Raw genomic sequence first — 16,479 nt, 5'->3', positions numbered from 1 at the left:
CCTAAATGAACTCCCAAGGGGTTTGTTTAGGTATTTTTTTATGGTTTGACACACAAAAAACAAGCGAAAGACCAAAATAGGAGGAACGACATGAATTACAAAGAGTTAGCAAAAACGATCATCACCAATGTTGGTGGGGAAGAAAATATCCAAAGCTTGACCCATTGTGCGACACGCTTGCGCTTCAACTTGAAAGATGATAGCAAACCCCAAGAAAGTACTTTAAAACATACACCAGGGATCATGGGTGTGGTCAATAAAGGTGGGCAATACCAAGTAATCATCGGTAGTGATGTTGGCAATGTCTACAACGAAATCACTGCCCAAACCAATTTGACTAGTGACCAAGAAACAGTAGAAGACGATCGCGGACGTGTTGCGAAAGTCATCGATACGATCACCGGGATCTTCACTCCAATATTACCAGCCATCACGGCAGCTGGGATGTTAAAAGCGGTTCTTTCATTGCTAGTGGTCTTCAATGTCTTGACGGCAGAGAGTCAAAGTTACCAAATATTAAACTTTATGGCGGATGCGGCGTTCTACTTCTTGCCGATTTTGCTGGCTGCTTCTTCTGCACAAAAATTCAAAGCCAATATGTATTTAGCTATGATGGTGGGGGGGATTTTACTCCATCCGAACTTTATCGCGATGGTGACAGCAGTCAATGAGGCAGGCGGCGGCATCCATTTATTCGGCTTGCCGATTTCACCAGTGAGTTATTCATCATCGGTTATCCCAATCATCTTGAGTGTTTGGTTCATGTCTTACGTTGAACCGATCGCCGATAAAGTCTCGCCAAAAGCAATCAAATTCTTCAGCAAACCGTTGCTAACGATCTTCGTCGTAGGGACAGTAGCATTAGTTGCTTTAGGCCCTCTAGGCTACATGATCAGTGAAGCGATCTCTACAGGGATCCAAGCCTTAGAAACGGTTAGCCCATGGATCGTTCCATTACTGATTGGTGCCTTCACCCCATTGTTCGTGGCAACTGGTACCCACTATGGATTGGTTCCTATCGGTATCAACAACCGGATGACCACAGGTTATGACACAGTGATCTACCCTGGCATGCTGGCTTCAAACGTCAGTCAGGGAGCTGCAGCTATCGGCGTTGGTTTTAAATCAAAAGATTCTACGATCAAACAACTGGCATTTTCTGCTGGTCTGACTGGGCTATTCGGCATTACTGAACCGGCGTTGTATGGGGTCAATTTGCGGTTTAAAACACCCTTGTATGCAGCAATGATCGGTGGCGGATTTGGTGGTCTATTTATGGGGATCATGCGTGTCCGCAATTTCTCAGGCGGATCACCAGGCCTGTTGACTTTGCCAAGCTATATCGGCGATGACACCTTACGTCATTTGACCAATGCTTGTATCGGTGCGGCAATCAGTATCGTGATCACATTTATTGCGACATTATTCTTATACAAAGACCCTGTCACAGAAGAAGCACCTGAAGCAACACCGGCAGATAAAGAGCAAGAACCCGCACATCAAATCAGCGGCGCAGAGATCAAAGCACCTTTAAAAGGGGAACTAAAAAGCTTGCAAGCAGTCAATGATGGCATGTTTTCGGAAGAGATTCTTGGCCAAGGGGTAGCGATTGAGCCAACCGTCGGAGAAGTGCTAGCTCCAGTAAACGGGACTGTCACAGCAGTCTTTGATTCAAAACATGCCATTGGCTTGACTAGTGAGGAAGGCATTGAGCTGTTGATCCACGTGGGGATCGATACGGTGCAATTGAATGGCGAAGGCTATGCCTATCAAGCAGAAAAAGGGCAAAAAGTATCAGTCGGGGATCCATTGATTACGTTTGATATTGAATTTATCAAAGAAAAAGGCTATCCAGTAATCACGCCGATCGTTATCACCAACAGTACTGAAGTGGGGGACATTTTGACGGCTAACAGTGGCCCGATTACGTTTGGCGATCAAATCATCAAAGTGATCGGCTAAAAAAGGAGAATAAGACATGGGATTTCCAAAAAACTTTTTATGGGGCGGTGCAACAGCCGCCAATCAATGTGAAGGCGGGTTTGATCAAGGCGGGCGTGGGCTTGCCAATGTCGATGTAATTCCGACTGGCAAGGACCGCCGAGCAGTTATTACCGGCAAGCGTGAGATGCTTGCCTTTGAAGAAGGGTATTTCTATCCAGCCAAAGAAGCGATCGATATGTACCATCATTTCAAAGAAGATATCGCCTTGTTTGCGGAGATGGGCTTTAAAACCTATCGTTTATCGATTGCTTGGTCAAGAATTTTTCCGAAGGGGGACGAAGAAACCCCTAATGAAGAAGGCTTGCGCTTTTATGAAGAACTATTTTTAGAGTGCCGGAAATACCAAATCGAACCCTTGGTGACGATCACTCATTTTGACTGTCCGATCCATTTGATCAAAGAATATGGCGGCTGGCGCAACCGCAAGATGATCAGCTTTTATGAAAATCTTTGTCAGGCAATCTTTACTCGATACAAAGGATTGGTGAAGTACTGGCTGACCTTTAACGAAATCAATATGATCTTGCATGCCCCGTTTCTCGGTGCAGGGCTGACCTTTGCTGAAGGCGAAAATGAAGAACAAGTCAAATACCAAGCTGCTCATCATGAGTTAGTCGCAAGTGCGTTGGCAACAAAAATCGCCCACGAGATCGATCCAGAAAACAAAGTTGGCTGTATGCTGGCTGCGGCTAGTTATTATCCTTACAGCTGCAATCCGAAAGATGTCTGGGAAAGCAAAAAAAGCGATCGCGGCAACTATTTCTTTATCGATGTGCAATCGCGAGGAGAATATCCAAATTATGGTTTGAAGATGCTAGCTGATAAAGGAATCACTTTGGAACGAACCGCCGAAGATGCGGCTTTATTAAAAGCCCATACCGTCGATTTTATTTCCTTTTCATACTATGCCTCTCGGGTTGCTGCTTCAGAAGATTCCGGTGTTGAGAAAACGGAAGGCAACTTGTTCCCGACCATTAAAAACCCGTATTTAGAAGCGTCAGAATGGGGCTGGCAGATTGATCCGCTTGGTTTGCGAATCACGATGAATGATCTCTATGATCGTTACCAAAAGCCGCTTTTCATCGTCGAAAACGGTCTAGGAGCGGTGGATACGCCAAACGAAGATGGAAAAATCAATGATGTGTATCGCATCGACTATCTACGTGCGCATATCGCTGCGATGAAAGAAGCGATTGACCAAGACGGTGTGGAACTGTTGGGCTATACTTCATGGGGCTGTATCGATTTGGTCTCTGCAGGAACCGGAGAAATGAAGAAACGCTATGGCTATATCTATGTCGATCGCGACAATGAAGGCAATGGTACATTAGTCCGCAGCAAGAAGCAATCTTTTTATTGGTACAAAAAAGTGATTGCCACAAATGGGGAAGATTTGGCTTAAGCCAGTTAATTTATAAAAAATAAAACAAGGGTGTTCCGCTTTTTCAACTAGCGGAATACCCTTGTTTTATTGATTTTCAGAGTTATAAACTCGTGGTATTGCTCGGTCGTTTGCGATAGTTGGAAGGGGTCAAAGCAGTCTCCCTTTTGAAAAGTGTCGTAAAGTAATTCGGATCATCAAACCCAGTTTCCAATGCGATTTCGATGATTTTTAAATCCGTATGGAGTAAGAGATACTCCGCTTTTTTGATGCGAAACTTATTTAGATAAGTAAAAAAGCTCATCTGGAAATTTCTTTTGAAAAAACGGCAGAAATGCTCTTTGCTATAGCCAATATACTGACTGACTTCCTCAAGTGTCACTGGGCGTTGATAATTTTCTTCAATAAAAAGTAGGATTTTCTTGCATTTGTACGTATTGAGTTTGTTTTTACTGTCGATAGGTTTCTTATTGCGATTAATGTATTGGGTATTTTGACAAAGATATTTAATAAATAAAAAGAGTTCCGCTTTGATCGCCAGCTCATACAATGGTTCCTTTAATGCAAATAAATCTATAATATGAGTCAATGCCTGTTGAATGTTCATATGAGAAACGAAATCACTTGTGATGTGAATCGCTTGCTGATCCGCGGAATGGAGCAACGGGTCCAGATAGGACTGCTGGATCAAATCAGAGACGCGGCTCTCAATAAAGGTCGCGTCAAAGACGATAGCAAAGAAGGTACAAGCTGTTTGTTGATAATTTAATGCCTCATGTAGCTGATTGGCAGGGATAAATACAAGCTCGCCTTCTTTAGCGATATAAGAAACACCTTCGACCTTTATTTCCATCTTTCCTCGAAAAATATATAGGATCTCAAGCTCGCGATGCCAATGGGTGTGGATCATATTTGCTTGATCAGCAGGATGATTTGTCAAATAAACACTGACTGGAAACAAGCTATCACCATGTTCTGTGATCTCTTTTAAAGAAGTATCAATATCATATTCACTAGGGTTTGGCGTAAAAATATAGGGTTGGGTTACCATCTGTCTCCTCCATTTTCATCAATATTACAAGGTATTTCGGTTAAGATAACGATTACAGAAGGGCCGAAATATCAATATAATCAATTTGTGATCGAATTGATTGAGGAGGGAACAATGATGAAAAAGAGAATTTTGTTGACGGCTGCTACTATGTTAAGTGTGATCGGAATTGCTGGTTGCGGAAATTCTGGAAGCGGTACCTCAGATGATGGTAGTGTAACACTAGAAGTTTTTAACATCAAGACAGAGACTGCAGAACAGATGGATCGATTGGTTGCGGCTTTTGAAGAAAGCCATGAGGACATAAAAATCAATATGACTACTGTAGGTGGAGGAACGGACGCCACAGCGGCTCTCCAATCAAAATTTTCATCTGGTGATGAACCGGACATTTTTATGCTGGGGGGACTAGCAGATACGCAAACATGGGAACACAAGTTATATGACCTTGGGGAAACAGAATTAGCCCAAAAAGCAATTGAGGGAACGTTGGAAGGGGCAACACTGAATGAGACAGTCTATGGCTTGCCGATGAATATCGAAGGCTACGGTTGGCTGATCAATAAAGAGCTGTTTCAGCAAGCGGGAATCGATAGTGAAGCGATTGAAACATTTGCCGATTTTAAGGAGGCAGTAGAAACGTTAGATAGTAAGAAAGAAGAGTTAGGATTAGACGGTGTATTCGGCTTCAGCGGCGGTGAAACATGGGTTTCCAGTCAATTCAGTTCGAACTTTTTTGCACCTGAATTTAATGATAGCTTGAAAGAAACACTGGAAGCCAAAGAGCTTCATTTAACTTATGAGGCACAACTGAAAGACTACGCTGATCTGGCGATCCAATACAATGCTCAACCGTTGGAATCAATGGATTACAGCACGTCAGTCGAAGAATTATTTGCTAGTGAGAAGGTTGCCATCATTCATCAAGGCAATTGGATCGTTCCTACATTAAACAGTTTGGATGATACATTTGCAAAAGAAAAATTAGCGATCGTCCCAATGCAAGTGGGAGACGGCAGCAAAATTGTAGCCGGACCAGCTTGGTATTGGGGTGTCAACAAAGATAAGGAACAAGAAGTGATCGATGCCTCCATACAATTTTTGACATGGATGTATACCGATGAAGAGACGATGACCGCGATCATCGATGATTTTGAGTTTATTCCAGCTTATACGAACTTCTCCAGTGACGATATTTCTGATCCGTTGTCCAATGACATTTATACGTATTTAACGAATGGCCAAACGGTTCCTTGGGTCCATAACTCTTATCCAGATGGATACGGACAAAATATTTTTGGGGTTCAGTTCCAGGCTTATGCAGCCGATCAAATCTCATGGACTGAGTTTACTGATCAGCTGAAAAGCAGCTGGGCGCAAGAACGTCAATAACCAAAGTGATGCCTATCCTGCAGTGATGCGCGCAGGATAGGCAAAATCAAGGAAATCATAGGAGGAGCTGTATGTTAACAAATCGTTCAAAATCATTTTGGCTGCTGCTAGCACCGGCATTCGTCGCATTATTGGTCGTTCTGTTTATTCCTTTATTTACAGGGGGATATTACTCACTGACCAACTGGAACGGCAATACGATCAGCGACTTTATCGGATTGGAAAACTACTTGCGCGCTTTTAAAGATCAGGCGTTCATTAACAGCTTGTTGTTCACGGCGAAATTTTCTGTTTACAGTGTGATCTTGATCAATGTCATCGCGCTGTTGTTAGCAACTTTAGTCACGCAAAAACTGGGACGCTGGACCACTCTATTTCGGACCGTCTTTTTCATGCCGAACTTAATTGGTGGGATCATACTAGGATTTATATGGCAATTTATTTTTAACAAAGCATTCGAGAGTATCGCCGATTTGACTGGGATCAATTTTTTTAATGGCTGGTTGAATACACCAGAAACAGGTTTTTGGGGTTTGGTTATCTTGTTCGTCTGGCAGATGAGCGGGTATATGATGTTGATCTATATTTCGTTTCTAAATAATATTCCAGAAGAAATTTTAGAAGCAGCAGATATGGACGGCGCCAATCCGCTACAAGTCTTTTTCCGAATCAAACTACCCATGCTGATGCCCGCGTTTACCGTAACATTGTTTTTGACGCTGTCAAATGCCTTTAAAATCTATGATCAAAACTTGGCGTTGACACAGGGCGGACCGTTCAATTCGACTCAGATGGCAGCCATGAATATTTACAATGAAGCTTTTTCAATGAGAAAAATGGGCTTTGCTCAGTCAAAAGCGATGATATTTCTGGTGATCATTGTCATTATTTCCATTATTCAAATCTCAATTACCCGCAGAAAGGAGATCAGCGCATGATCGAGACTCGTCACTCCTCTACTAAAAAGGGGAATACAAAAAGTAGACGGCAGAAGAAAAAAAAGCTGCAGCACAGTCTGCTGATCGTAAGTGGTCTTTTACTTGCGTGCTTATGGTTTTATCCGTTTTTCTTAATCGTGATCAATTCATTTAAAACAAAAGCAGAGATCTTTCAGAGTACGTTGTCGCTGCCTGGCGGATTGTCCTTTGAGAATTATCAAGAGGCGTTAGAAAAACTGGATTTCATCAGAAGTTTAATGAATTCATTGTTGATTACTATCGGTTCTTTGATCTTGGTGGTCTTTGTTTCTTCAATGGCAGCATACGCTTTATCGAGAAATACCAGCCGCTTAAGTTCAGTCCTCTATTTTGTTGTTGCCATCGGCTTGCTGATCCCTTTTCAAGGGATCATGATTCCACTGATTTCTCTTTTTGGACGAATGAATTTGTTAAATCAGCCGGGTCTAATGATAATGTACTTGGGATTGGCTGTCAGTATGTCGACTTTTTTGTATTATGGTGCGTTAAGAGGCATTCCACGTTCGCTGGATGAAGCAGCGATCATTGATGGGGCGAATACCTTTCAGATTTATTGGAAAGTAATATTTCCTTTGTTGAAACCAACGACGGTAACGGTGATTGTTTTGAATACATTGTGGTTTTGGAATGACTATTTATTGCCTTCATTAAGTATTAATAAAGCCGGAATGTATACGATTCCCTTGCGGATGTTTTATTTCTTCGGCGAATTTAACAAGCAATGGCATTTAGCGCTAGCCGCTCTGGTGATCGTTGTTCTGCCAATCATTCTCTTGTTTATTGCCTTGCAAAAACATGTAGTGAAAGGCATCTCAGATGGTGCAGTAAAGTAGGAGGAAAAGAAGATGAAATTTACAAATGGCTATTGGCTGGCAAAAGAAGGCGTCCAACTCGAACATCCCCGAATTGCTTATGATCATAAGGTAGAAAAGGAGCAATTGACCCTTTATCTGCCCTATCAAGAGATTCAGCGGCGTGGCGATACCTTAAACCTTGGTTTAACCACACTCACGTTTTCGACTCCGCAAAACGATGTGATCAAAGTCAGCTTGGTGCATCATGACCAGACGATGCAGGCCCCGTCGTTTGCACTAGATACTCAACCGGCAGACGTGAAGATCGATACCGATAACGAAGACATGTATATCTTCAAATCTGGATCATTGGAAGCGAAAGTCCCTAAACAAGCGGCTTTTAAAATCGACTTTTTCGGAGAAGGTAGCTTGTTGACTTCTTCCATGCCTAAAGCACAGGCTAAAATTTCGGGAAATGACGGCAAGCAGTATATGCGAGAACAGCTTTCGCTAGATCCTTATGAACTTGTTTACGGATTAGGGGAACGGTTCACTCCTTTTATCAAGAACGGTCAAACCGTTGATATTTGGAATCAAGACGGTGGTACGGGTAGCGAGCAGGCATACAAAAATATTCCGTTTTATTTAACGAATAAAGGCTACGGTATTTTTGTTGATCATCCCGAAGCGGTTTCCTTTGAAGTGGCTTCTGAGAACGTTTCCCGCACGCAATTCAGTGTCGAGGGGCAGCGTCTGGACTATTACATCATCTATGGACCAGATATGAAAGCCATTCTAGAAAAATACACCGACATGACAGGAAAACCCGCCTTACCGCCAGCGTGGTCTTTTGGCTTATGGCTATCCACTTCATTTACGACTGATTATAGTGAAGAAACAGTGATGCACTTTATCGATGAAATGCGAGCTCGTGATATTCCATTTGATGTCTTTCATTTTGATTGTTTCTGGATGAAGGAATTTGAATGGTGTGGGTTTGAATGGAATGACGAATTGTTTCCTGATCCGAAAGGATTACTAAAGAAAATCCATGAGAAAGGATTAAAAGTCAGTTTATGGATCAACCCTTACATTGGGCAAAAAGCCTCTGTATACCAAGAATGCAAAGAGAAAGGGTACTTTATTAAGAACCATGCAGGTGAAGTCTGGCAGTGGGATCTTTGGCAAGCTGGACAAGGGATCATTGATTTTACCAATCCAGAGGCTCGTCAATGGTATAAAGATCGCTTAAAGGAATTGATTGAATTAGGTGTTGATTCCTTTAAGACGGATTTCGGTGAGCGGATCCCTGAAGATGCCGTCTATTATGACGGATCAGATCCAAAAAAAATGCACAATTATTATGCCTATCTATACAATGAAACCGTCTTTGAACTGCTGGCGGAAATGCGGGAAAATCAAGCCGTTCTTTTTGCCCGTTCTGCTTCTGTCGGTTCCCAAAAATTTCCTGTCCATTGGGGAGGCGACAATTTATCTGAATATTCTTCGATGGCAGAGTCTCTCCGCGGTGGCTTATCCTTTGTCTTATCTGGTTTTGGATTTTGGAGCCATGATATCGGCGGGTTTGAAGAACAAGCGACACCCGACTTGTATAAACGTTGGACGCAATTTGGTTTATTGTCGACCCACAGTCGTTACCATGGCAATGTTGAATATCGGGTACCATGGAATTTTGGAGAAGAAGCAGCAAAAGTCAGTCAATCTTTTTCAAAATTGAAAAACCGCCTGATGCCTTATATTTATCGTCAAGCAGCAGACACTGCAAAAACGGGCATTCCCCTGATGCGTCCATTGATGCTAGAGTTCCCAGAGGATCAGACGGTTTATGCCATTGATAAGCAGTATATGCTGGGGGATCGCTTACTAGTTGCGCCGATTTTTAATGAGCAAGGAAAGGTTCCGTTCTATCTGCCAGCTGGAACTTGGACAAATTATTTAGACAACAAACGCTATGAAGGCCAAAAATGGTGGGAAGAACGCTATGACTATTTCCATCTACCGTTGATGGTACGACCGAATTCACTGATCATTGAAGGAAGCATTGAACAGACCGCCGCCTATGACTACAACAAAAACCTGATCGTTCATGCCTTTGAAATAACGGAAGCAGTTTCTGCTGAAGTCTGTGATCAGCAAGGCGTGCCAACTGGAACAATTTCTATTGAACCAGAAGGAAGCGGTTATCGAATTTGTATGGAAGGGTTGGGAAAGGTTCAGGTGCTGTTTCGCAATCGAAGCTTTGCAAATGCCCAACGACATCCTTTTGGCAGCTTGATCACTATGGACGGACAAGAAATGACCGTCTTTGAATAGGGAAACAAAACCTACCGTTCTTGATGGGTATCTATCAAGGACGGTAGGTTTTTTGTAGTGAACAAAGCATTAAAGAACTAACGGCAAAGTGCAGACCTAGTTCTTTGGCTCAGTTTTGTTCCTCCCGCTGGATCGGCAGCAGCAAGCGAACGGTGGTTCCTTCGTTGATGCGTGATTCTACAGTCAATCCGTATTTTTCCCCATAGAGCAGCTTGATACGCTGATCAATATTGTCCAAGCCAATACCCGAATAGTGTTCAAAATGGTTGGCGGAGCTGGTTGGGTGCTCTTCATTGAACCCGATGCCCGTATCGATGATCTCAATTTTCAGGCCTTCCTTACTGACACGAGAAAAAATCTGGATCAATCCTGAATCCTCTTCGGGAAAGGCATGCAAGTAGGCATTTTCAATAATCGGTTGCAAAATCATCTTCGGTACGAGAATATCTTCGCAGCCATCTTCAGAAAAAATCGTCGATTGGATGCGATTGCCATAACGCACGTTCATTAAAACGAGGTATTCTTCCACGATCGCTAGCTCATCCTTTAAAGAGACGATCTCTTTGCGGTTAAAGGTATGCCGCAACAATTGGACAAAACTTTCAATCGCTTGGGTGGCGGCCTCTTGCTCGTTTTGCCAGATCAAAAACTTGATAGCAGTCAAGGTGTTGTAGACAAAATGCGGTTGGATCTGCATTTGCAGTGAACGAATCTCGAACTTGCGTTTTTCAGCTTCTGTAACCATTAAATGATCGACATAAGATTCCAAGTCCTCCAGCATCAAGTTATAGGCACGCCCCAATTCTCGCGTTTCATACGTCCCGTTGATGGTGACTTTATCGCTGAAATCGCCTTGCGTGACCGCCGGCAGCTTGGCGATCAGCTGATAAATCGGTTGGGTGATGTTGCGGATGATCCAAAATGCCAGCAGACTAAAGAGTAAAATACTGACGACAGAAATCAAAAGAGCTGGCTTGATCAGATTCATATTGCGTACCAGATGCGATTCATCCAAAACATCATAAAAAGTAAAGTGATACGAATAAAGGGGCAGCTGATTGATGCTAGTATCTCTTTTGACCGTGACGAGACGATCCTCAAACGGCATGCCTAAAAGGCTCGGATCAGAAGTGGAGAGAATTTGATTCTGCTCATTGACGATATAGATCGAGTGAAGACTGGTATCTAAGAGTTGACGATAGATCGAAGAAAAATCAGATTCCTTTAAGAAAATCAGGGCATAGCCGAAAATCGTTTCTTCTTTCATTAATTTGCGCACGTACATCAAGCCGGGGGAGTCGCTGGTGGAGGTACTTAAGCCTTGGTCCAAGAAATAATACTGACTGATGGCGTCATTGTCATTGATCTGCTGGATAAAGGCACTGGCGAGAAAATCATCCACCGATTGATTGCGAACCGCATCGTTTTGAAAAAAAGTACCTCCGTTGACCCCTATCAACACTAAATTCGAGGGGATGTCTTGAAACAAAGAGCGGGTGTCTTTTAATTGCTCGTTTAATTCTAAAATCGTGCGCCCTTGATTCATGTCGCCTTCTAAGTAAGTTTCAACGGCTTTGCTTTCATCGACAATGTCAAAAATCCGATGGATATTCTCGTTCAGACGCTCATAATCTTCTTGGATTTTTTCCAGCAGTAGCTGATTGGAGCTTTGGTACGAAGCAACATAGGCATCTTTCGAGCGACCATAGATCACGACGACGGTTAGCAGACATACACTAATGACCCCGACGACAACAAAGAGGAAGATCCGACTGAATAATTCATTTTTCTGAATCCATTGGTTGATTTTCATAATTGATTCAACCGCCGATACTTCGATGGAGTGACCTGACATTCTTTCTTAAAGATACGAGAAAAATAGCTGATATCCGAATACCCGACCGCTTCACTGATTTCAGATAGATTCAGATCAGATTGTGTCAGCAGTTCTTTGGCTTTATCCAAACGGGTTTTCTTAACGTACTCAGAAAAGCTCATTTTCAGTTTTGCAGAAAGAAAAGCCGAAAGATAGGTGTAACTAAAATGAAAGGTTTCAGCCAGTTCAGACAAAGACAGACTTTTGGTGTAGTTGTCTTGAATAAAGCGCTGGATCGCAACGAGTAGATCATCTTCATCCAGCGGTGATAAGGTCGTCAGCTGTTGACGAATATCATCGATGGTCGCCAACAATAAATCAGAAAAATCTTCCAAATACTGCACGTGACCGATAGCATGCAAAAATTCAGCTTTTAAGCGGCTAAAGCGGGGAGCAGTGGGAAATTCTTCTTCCAAGCGGGAGAGTAACGTGTAAAAAATACTGCTGGCCTGCTGTTTTAAAAATGTCGGATCGACATTGGATAAAATCATGTCATTAAAATATTCCTCGATTCTGGTGATTCCTAGCAAAAAGTTGTTGTCTAACAAAGCCCGTAAGAACTTCTTAGTATCAAAGCGATCACTTTCGATGTACAAAAAGAGTTCGTGTTCTTGCACCAACCGTTGGCGTTTATAAAAAAACGATTGTCCTTGGCTTTTGGCTTTAAGGGTCACAAAATGATCCCGTAACTGCTCAATCTTTCGAAAGGGCACACTGAAAGTAAAGAAGGCATCTGGCTCGGTAAAACGCAATTGCTCCAACGTTTCTTTCAAGGAGGAATAAACATCCGTTCCTTCTGGATAACTGATCACTAAGCCGGCATCTTTATTACTGGTTTGAAAAAAGAGCGTCTTTACCTGCGGTTGTGATTGAGTAAATTCTGTCAACGCATGTAGCAGCTGATTATTGGCACGAAAGCCGCTAAAATTGGTGGTCAAAATTTGGGCTTGCTGTTGCGGCTGACCCAATGCAAGGTAGTCCGCCAAAGGAGCCAACGGTTCTTCATACCCTGCTAAATAGCGATTCAACGATTCTTGCAGCTGCGTCTCCTCAGTCACGGAGCCTTTTGTATGTGACAGCTTTTGTGTGATGTTGTGTAGCGTCTTCAACAAGAGTGTCGGTGTCAGTGTCGGTTTTAAAAGATAATCTACGGCACCATTTCTAAAAGATTGACTGACATATTGGAAATCATCGTAGCTGCTCAAGACCAAAAAATGGACTTCTGGATATTGTTGTTGAATGATCGTTGTGAGTTGAAGGCCGTCCATTTGTGGCATTTTCAAATCCGTAATCACGATGTCGGGATTTAGCTCATGGATCAGCGCCAATGCTTCTTGCCCGTTCGCTGCATCGCCTAAGAGACGGAACCCTTCTTGCTCCCAACGTATCATATGTTTCAATCCATCTCGGATCGTTGCCTCATCATCAACGACTAAGACCGTGCGTAAAATAGTCATGGTATCCCCCCTATATCTCTTCTTTATTATAAACGCTTTCAAAAAAGAAAGGTATTGTAACTTTTTTCTATTTTTGGACAAATTTAGTAAGCTCTTTCATAATCGTTGAATACGGTTACAAAATCAGTGTATAGTTAGCCTTGTAAATAAAAGGAAAGAGGGATAAAAATGAAAAAACTACTTGCATCGATGGTAACGGCGGCTGCAGTGCTGACTTTGGCGGCTTGCGGAAACAGCAACACAAGCTCTGGGGATTCCGGCGAGTCCTCAAACAAAGTCACGGTCTGGGCATGGGATGAGACCTTCAACATCAAGGCAGTCAATGAAGCCAAAAAAGTGTATGAAAATCAAGATGTCGATGTGGAAGTTGTGACGATGTCGCAAGATGATATCGTCCAAAAATTGAATACTAGTCTGGCATCAGGAAATACGGACGGACTGCCAAATATCGTCTTGATCGAAGACTACCGCATCCAAGGGTACCTTTCTTCTTATCCAGATGCGTTTAGTGATCTAACGGATATCGTGAATGAGGAGGATTTCTCCAGCTATAAATTTGCGGTCAATAAAGTCGACGATGTCATTTATGGGGTGCCATTTGACAGTGGCGTCGCAGGACTATTTTACCGCACAGATTATTTGACCGATGCAGGCTATGAGCAAGCGGATCTCCAAGATATTACCTGGGATGATTTTATCAGCATTGCCAAAGATGTCAAAGAAAAAACGGGTCACGCTATGATGTCGTTAGACCCAAGCGATCTTGGCTTGGCACGAATCATTATGCAATCGGCAGGCGAATGGTATACCGGTGAAGATGGCTCCACCGTGACCATCAAAGACAATGAATCCTTCAAAGCCGGTCTAACTGTCTTGGCAACATTGTTGAATGAAGGCTTAGTTGAACAAGTTTCCGATTGGGATGGCGGGGTCAATGCTGTTCAATCGGGGAATGTTGCGTCTGCGCCAACCGGTGCGTGGTATTCTAGCACAATTCAAGGCGCTGAAGATCAAAGCGGCAAATGGGCGATCGCTCCGATCCCATCCATCGCTGGCGATAGCAATTCAGTCAATGCTTCCAGCATCGGCGGAGCAGGCTGGTACGTGATCAAAGGGGTTGACGGCGAAGAAAATGCCAAAGACTTTTTAGCCAATACCTTTGCTTCAAACAAAGAATTGATGGGTACATTAGCTACCGAGATCGGTTTAGTTTCAACCATGAATGCTGCAGAAGAAACGGAAGAATATACGTCGGGTCTTGATTTCTATGGCGGTCAAAAAGTCTTCCAAGATTTCTCACAATGGTCACAAGAAATTCCAGCCGTGAACTACGGCAATCACACCTATGCCATTGAATCCGTCTTGACTGAAAGCTTGCAACGAGTGATCAACGGTGAAGACATCGATAAAGTATTAGAAGAAGCACAATCACAAGTGGAAGCACAAATTGCAAACTAATCGAACAACTTTGCAGAAACTCGTGAGCGATCGCGAGTTTCTGTGTTAAGGGGGAATTACAATGAAAAACAAAACAAAAAATTGGTTTGCAAACGGCAATGCCTTTATTACCTTACCCGTCATTTTGATCACGATGCTGGTCTTTATCCCGATGGTCTCGGCATTGTTCACGTCATTCCAATCAGGACCACCGACAGCGATGACCTTTAACGGTCTTGGCAACTATCAGCGGATGTTGAGCGACTCAACCTTTAAAAAAGCCTTTGGCAATACGTTTTTATACTTATTAGTACAAGTTCCGATCATGCTCTTTTTGGCGCTGATCGTATCGAACATATTGAATGACAAAAAATTGAAATTTAAAGGGCTGTTCCGCACCGCCTTGTTTTTACCATGTATCACATCCTTGGTTTCTTATTCCTTGATCATGAAAAGTCTCTTTTCGGCAAACGGGTTAGTCAATAACTTTTTGACGCAGCTACATCTGATCGATGCGCCGATCCAATGGTTGACAGATCCTTTTTGGGCAAAAGTACTGATTATTTTTGCCATCACGTGGCGTTGGACCGGCTACAATATGATCTTTTTCATCTCAGGCATGCAGAATATCGATCCAAGTATTTATGAAGCGGCAGAGATCGATGGCGCTTCAAAATGGGATCAATTCTTCAAAATCACGATTCCCAACTTGCGTCCAATCATCCTATTTACCACGATCACTTCAACGATCGGTACGCTGCAATTATTCGATGAAGTTCAAAATATTACTGGCGGTGGACCAGCCAATGCTACGACGACCTTGTCACAATACATCTACAATTTAAGTTACAAATTCACGCCAAACTTTGGGTATGCCGCTGCGGTCTCCTTTGTTATCGTGATTGCAATCGTGATTTTATCGATCATCCAAACGAAAATAGGAGGAAAAGAAAATTGAAAACAATCTCACTCACTTTAAAATACGTCTTTCTGGCGATTTTGGCTTTCATCTCTATTTTTCCATTTGTTTGGATGATTCTAGGGATGACCAATCAAACCTTTGATATCGTTGCTGGAAAAATCATGATTGGGGATCAATTGGTGATCAACTTCCAAAATCTTTTTTCTTCCGATTTGAATTTTACTCGGGCATTAGGCAATTCCGCAGTGATTGCCGTGATTACGACCGTCTTTGCGCTGTTGTTCTCCTCCATGGCAGGGTATGGCTTTGAGATTTATCGAACGAAAACCAAAGACCGCATCTTTAATATTCTACTGCTGTCGATGATGGTGCCTTTTGCCGCGCTAATGATCCCGCTCTATCGGATGTTCAGCAAGCTTAGCGGCACACCGATCGGAATCAATACCTTCGCTGTCGTGATTTTGCCCTCGGTCTGTACCGCCTTTTTGATTTTCTTTTTCCGCCAAAACATCAAGGCATTCCCTAGAGAATTAGTCGAAGCTGCTCGGATCGATGGCTTGAATGAACTAAGTATTTTCTTTAGAGTCTACATGCCGACGGCTAAAAATACTTATGCAGCTGCCGCGATCATTACGTTTATGGGCAGCTGGAACAATTATTTGTGGCCATTAGTTGCCTTGCAATCACCAGACAAACGGACCGTTCCACTGGTTCTTTCGGCTATGGGTGCTTCTTATACACCTGATTATGGCATGATGATGTGCGGCATTGTGATCGCCACACTGCCAACGGCCATCATTTTCTTCGTTTTACAAAAACAATTTGTCCAAGGTATGCTGGGATCCGTGAAATAA

Annotated in this window: 12 protein-coding genes; 9 read left to right on the top strand and 3 right to left on the bottom strand. The window is 42.9% G+C overall.

Translation table 11 applies throughout. The annotated features are described in order from the left end of the window. Positions 1-90 precede the first annotated feature (90 nt). Together IGJ12_RS11135 and IGJ12_RS11130 are read left to right on the top strand one after the other, a co-directional pair. Entirely contained in the window at positions 91-1,962 is a 1,872-nt protein-coding gene (locus IGJ12_RS11135) for a beta-glucoside-specific PTS transporter subunit IIABC (protein ID WP_218193194.1), read from the top strand. A gap of 16 nt (positions 1,963-1,978) precedes the next feature. Then, positions 1,979-3,406 carry a 6-phospho-beta-glucosidase gene (locus IGJ12_RS11130; RefSeq protein WP_016621528.1) on the top strand — a complete coding sequence of 476 codons (1,428 nt, stop codon included), beginning with the start codon at positions 1,979-1,981 and terminating at the stop codon, positions 3,404-3,406. Between the two features lie 82 nt (positions 3,407-3,488). Here IGJ12_RS11130 and IGJ12_RS11125 read toward each other — a convergent pair whose 3' ends face one another. Then, positions 3,489-4,436, bottom strand: coding sequence for an AraC family transcriptional regulator (locus IGJ12_RS11125; protein ID WP_008378851.1), 948 nt, complete (start codon positions 4,434-4,436; stop codon positions 3,489-3,491). 117 nt (positions 4,437-4,553) lie between these two features. Here IGJ12_RS11125 and IGJ12_RS11120 point away from each other — a divergent pair, with 117 nt between their 5' ends. The 4 genes from IGJ12_RS11120 to yicI all read left to right on the top strand — a co-directional run bounded on the left by IGJ12_RS11120 (position 4,554) and on the right by yicI (position 9,933). Next, complete coding sequence (locus IGJ12_RS11120) at positions 4,554-5,828, top strand: ABC transporter substrate-binding protein (RefSeq protein WP_430619034.1); 1,275 nt, start codon at positions 4,554-4,556, stop codon at positions 5,826-5,828. Between the two features lie 71 nt (positions 5,829-5,899). Beyond that, positions 5,900-6,766, top strand: coding sequence for a carbohydrate ABC transporter permease (locus tag IGJ12_RS11115; protein ID WP_008378847.1), 867 nt, complete (start codon positions 5,900-5,902; stop codon positions 6,764-6,766). Continuing rightward, complete coding sequence (locus tag IGJ12_RS11110) at positions 6,763-7,638, top strand: carbohydrate ABC transporter permease (protein ID WP_430619033.1); 876 nt, start codon at positions 6,763-6,765, stop codon at positions 7,636-7,638. Before IGJ12_RS11115 ends, IGJ12_RS11110 begins: the two co-directional genes overlap by 4 nt. A gap of 12 nt (positions 7,639-7,650) precedes the next feature. Next, positions 7,651-9,933: an alpha-xylosidase gene (gene yicI / locus IGJ12_RS11105; RefSeq protein WP_430619032.1), complete on the top strand. Its 2,283-nt coding sequence runs from the start codon at positions 7,651-7,653 to the stop codon at positions 9,931-9,933. A gap of 109 nt (positions 9,934-10,042) precedes the next feature. Here yicI and IGJ12_RS11100 read toward each other — a convergent pair whose 3' ends face one another. Further along, a complete protein-coding gene (locus IGJ12_RS11100; protein ID WP_430619031.1) occupies positions 10,043-11,746 on the bottom strand; it encodes a sensor histidine kinase in 1,704 nt (567 codons plus the stop codon). Then, positions 11,743-13,266, bottom strand: a complete 1,524-nt coding sequence (locus IGJ12_RS11095; RefSeq protein WP_087664916.1) for a response regulator transcription factor — start codon at positions 13,264-13,266, stop codon at positions 11,743-11,745. Before IGJ12_RS11095 ends, IGJ12_RS11100 begins: the two co-directional genes overlap by 4 nt. 168 nt (positions 13,267-13,434) lie before the next feature. On the opposite strand from IGJ12_RS11095, the gene IGJ12_RS11090 reads away from it, so the two are divergent. The 3 genes from IGJ12_RS11090 to IGJ12_RS11080 all read left to right on the top strand — a co-directional run bounded on the left by IGJ12_RS11090 (position 13,435) and on the right by IGJ12_RS11080 (position 16,479). Then, positions 13,435-14,724: an ABC transporter substrate-binding protein gene (locus tag IGJ12_RS11090; protein ID WP_005234924.1), complete on the top strand. Its 1,290-nt coding sequence runs from the start codon at positions 13,435-13,437 to the stop codon at positions 14,722-14,724. Positions 14,725-14,785: 61 nt separating this feature from the next. Next, positions 14,786-15,661, top strand: coding sequence for a carbohydrate ABC transporter permease (locus IGJ12_RS11085; RefSeq protein ID WP_005225588.1), 876 nt, complete (start codon positions 14,786-14,788; stop codon positions 15,659-15,661). Continuing rightward, positions 15,658-16,479 carry a carbohydrate ABC transporter permease gene (locus tag IGJ12_RS11080; protein WP_010747842.1) on the top strand — a complete coding sequence of 274 codons (822 nt, stop codon included), beginning with the start codon at positions 15,658-15,660 and terminating at the stop codon, positions 16,477-16,479. Before IGJ12_RS11085 ends, IGJ12_RS11080 begins: the two co-directional genes overlap by 4 nt.

It is taken from the genome of Enterococcus sp. DIV0802b (genome assembly GCF_050543535.1).
GTDB lineage: Bacteria > Bacillota > Bacilli > Lactobacillales > Enterococcaceae > Enterococcus_D > Enterococcus_D entomosocium.
Note: the sequence above shows the minus strand (reverse complement) of the source record. Positions and strands in the feature narration are given on the sequence as shown.

Bases quoted from the DNA above. Each gene is read 5' to 3' on its own strand.
- IGJ12_RS11135 (WP_218193194.1), top strand. From the start codon at position 91: ATGAATTACAAAGAGTTAGCAAAAACGATCATCACCAATGTTGGTGGG.
- IGJ12_RS11130 (WP_016621528.1), top strand. From the start codon at position 1,979: ATGGGATTTCCAAAAAACTTTTTATGGGGCGGTGCAACAGCCGCCAAT.
- IGJ12_RS11125 (WP_008378851.1), bottom strand. From the start codon at position 4,436: ATGGTAACCCAACCCTATATTTTTACGCCAAACCCTAGTGAATATGAT.
- IGJ12_RS11120 (WP_430619034.1), top strand. From the start codon at position 4,554: ATGAAAAAGAGAATTTTGTTGACGGCTGCTACTATGTTAAGTGTGATC.
- IGJ12_RS11115 (WP_008378847.1), top strand. From the start codon at position 5,900: ATGTTAACAAATCGTTCAAAATCATTTTGGCTGCTGCTAGCACCGGCA.
- IGJ12_RS11110 (WP_430619033.1), top strand. From the start codon at position 6,763: ATGATCGAGACTCGTCACTCCTCTACTAAAAAGGGGAATACAAAAAGT.
- yicI (WP_430619032.1), top strand. From the start codon at position 7,651: ATGAAATTTACAAATGGCTATTGGCTGGCAAAAGAAGGCGTCCAACTC.
- IGJ12_RS11100 (WP_430619031.1), bottom strand. From the start codon at position 11,746: ATGAAAATCAACCAATGGATTCAGAAAAATGAATTATTCAGTCGGATC.
- IGJ12_RS11095 (WP_087664916.1), bottom strand. From the start codon at position 13,266: ATGACTATTTTACGCACGGTCTTAGTCGTTGATGATGAGGCAACGATC.
- IGJ12_RS11090 (WP_005234924.1), top strand. From the start codon at position 13,435: ATGAAAAAACTACTTGCATCGATGGTAACGGCGGCTGCAGTGCTGACT.
- IGJ12_RS11085 (WP_005225588.1), top strand. From the start codon at position 14,786: ATGAAAAACAAAACAAAAAATTGGTTTGCAAACGGCAATGCCTTTATT.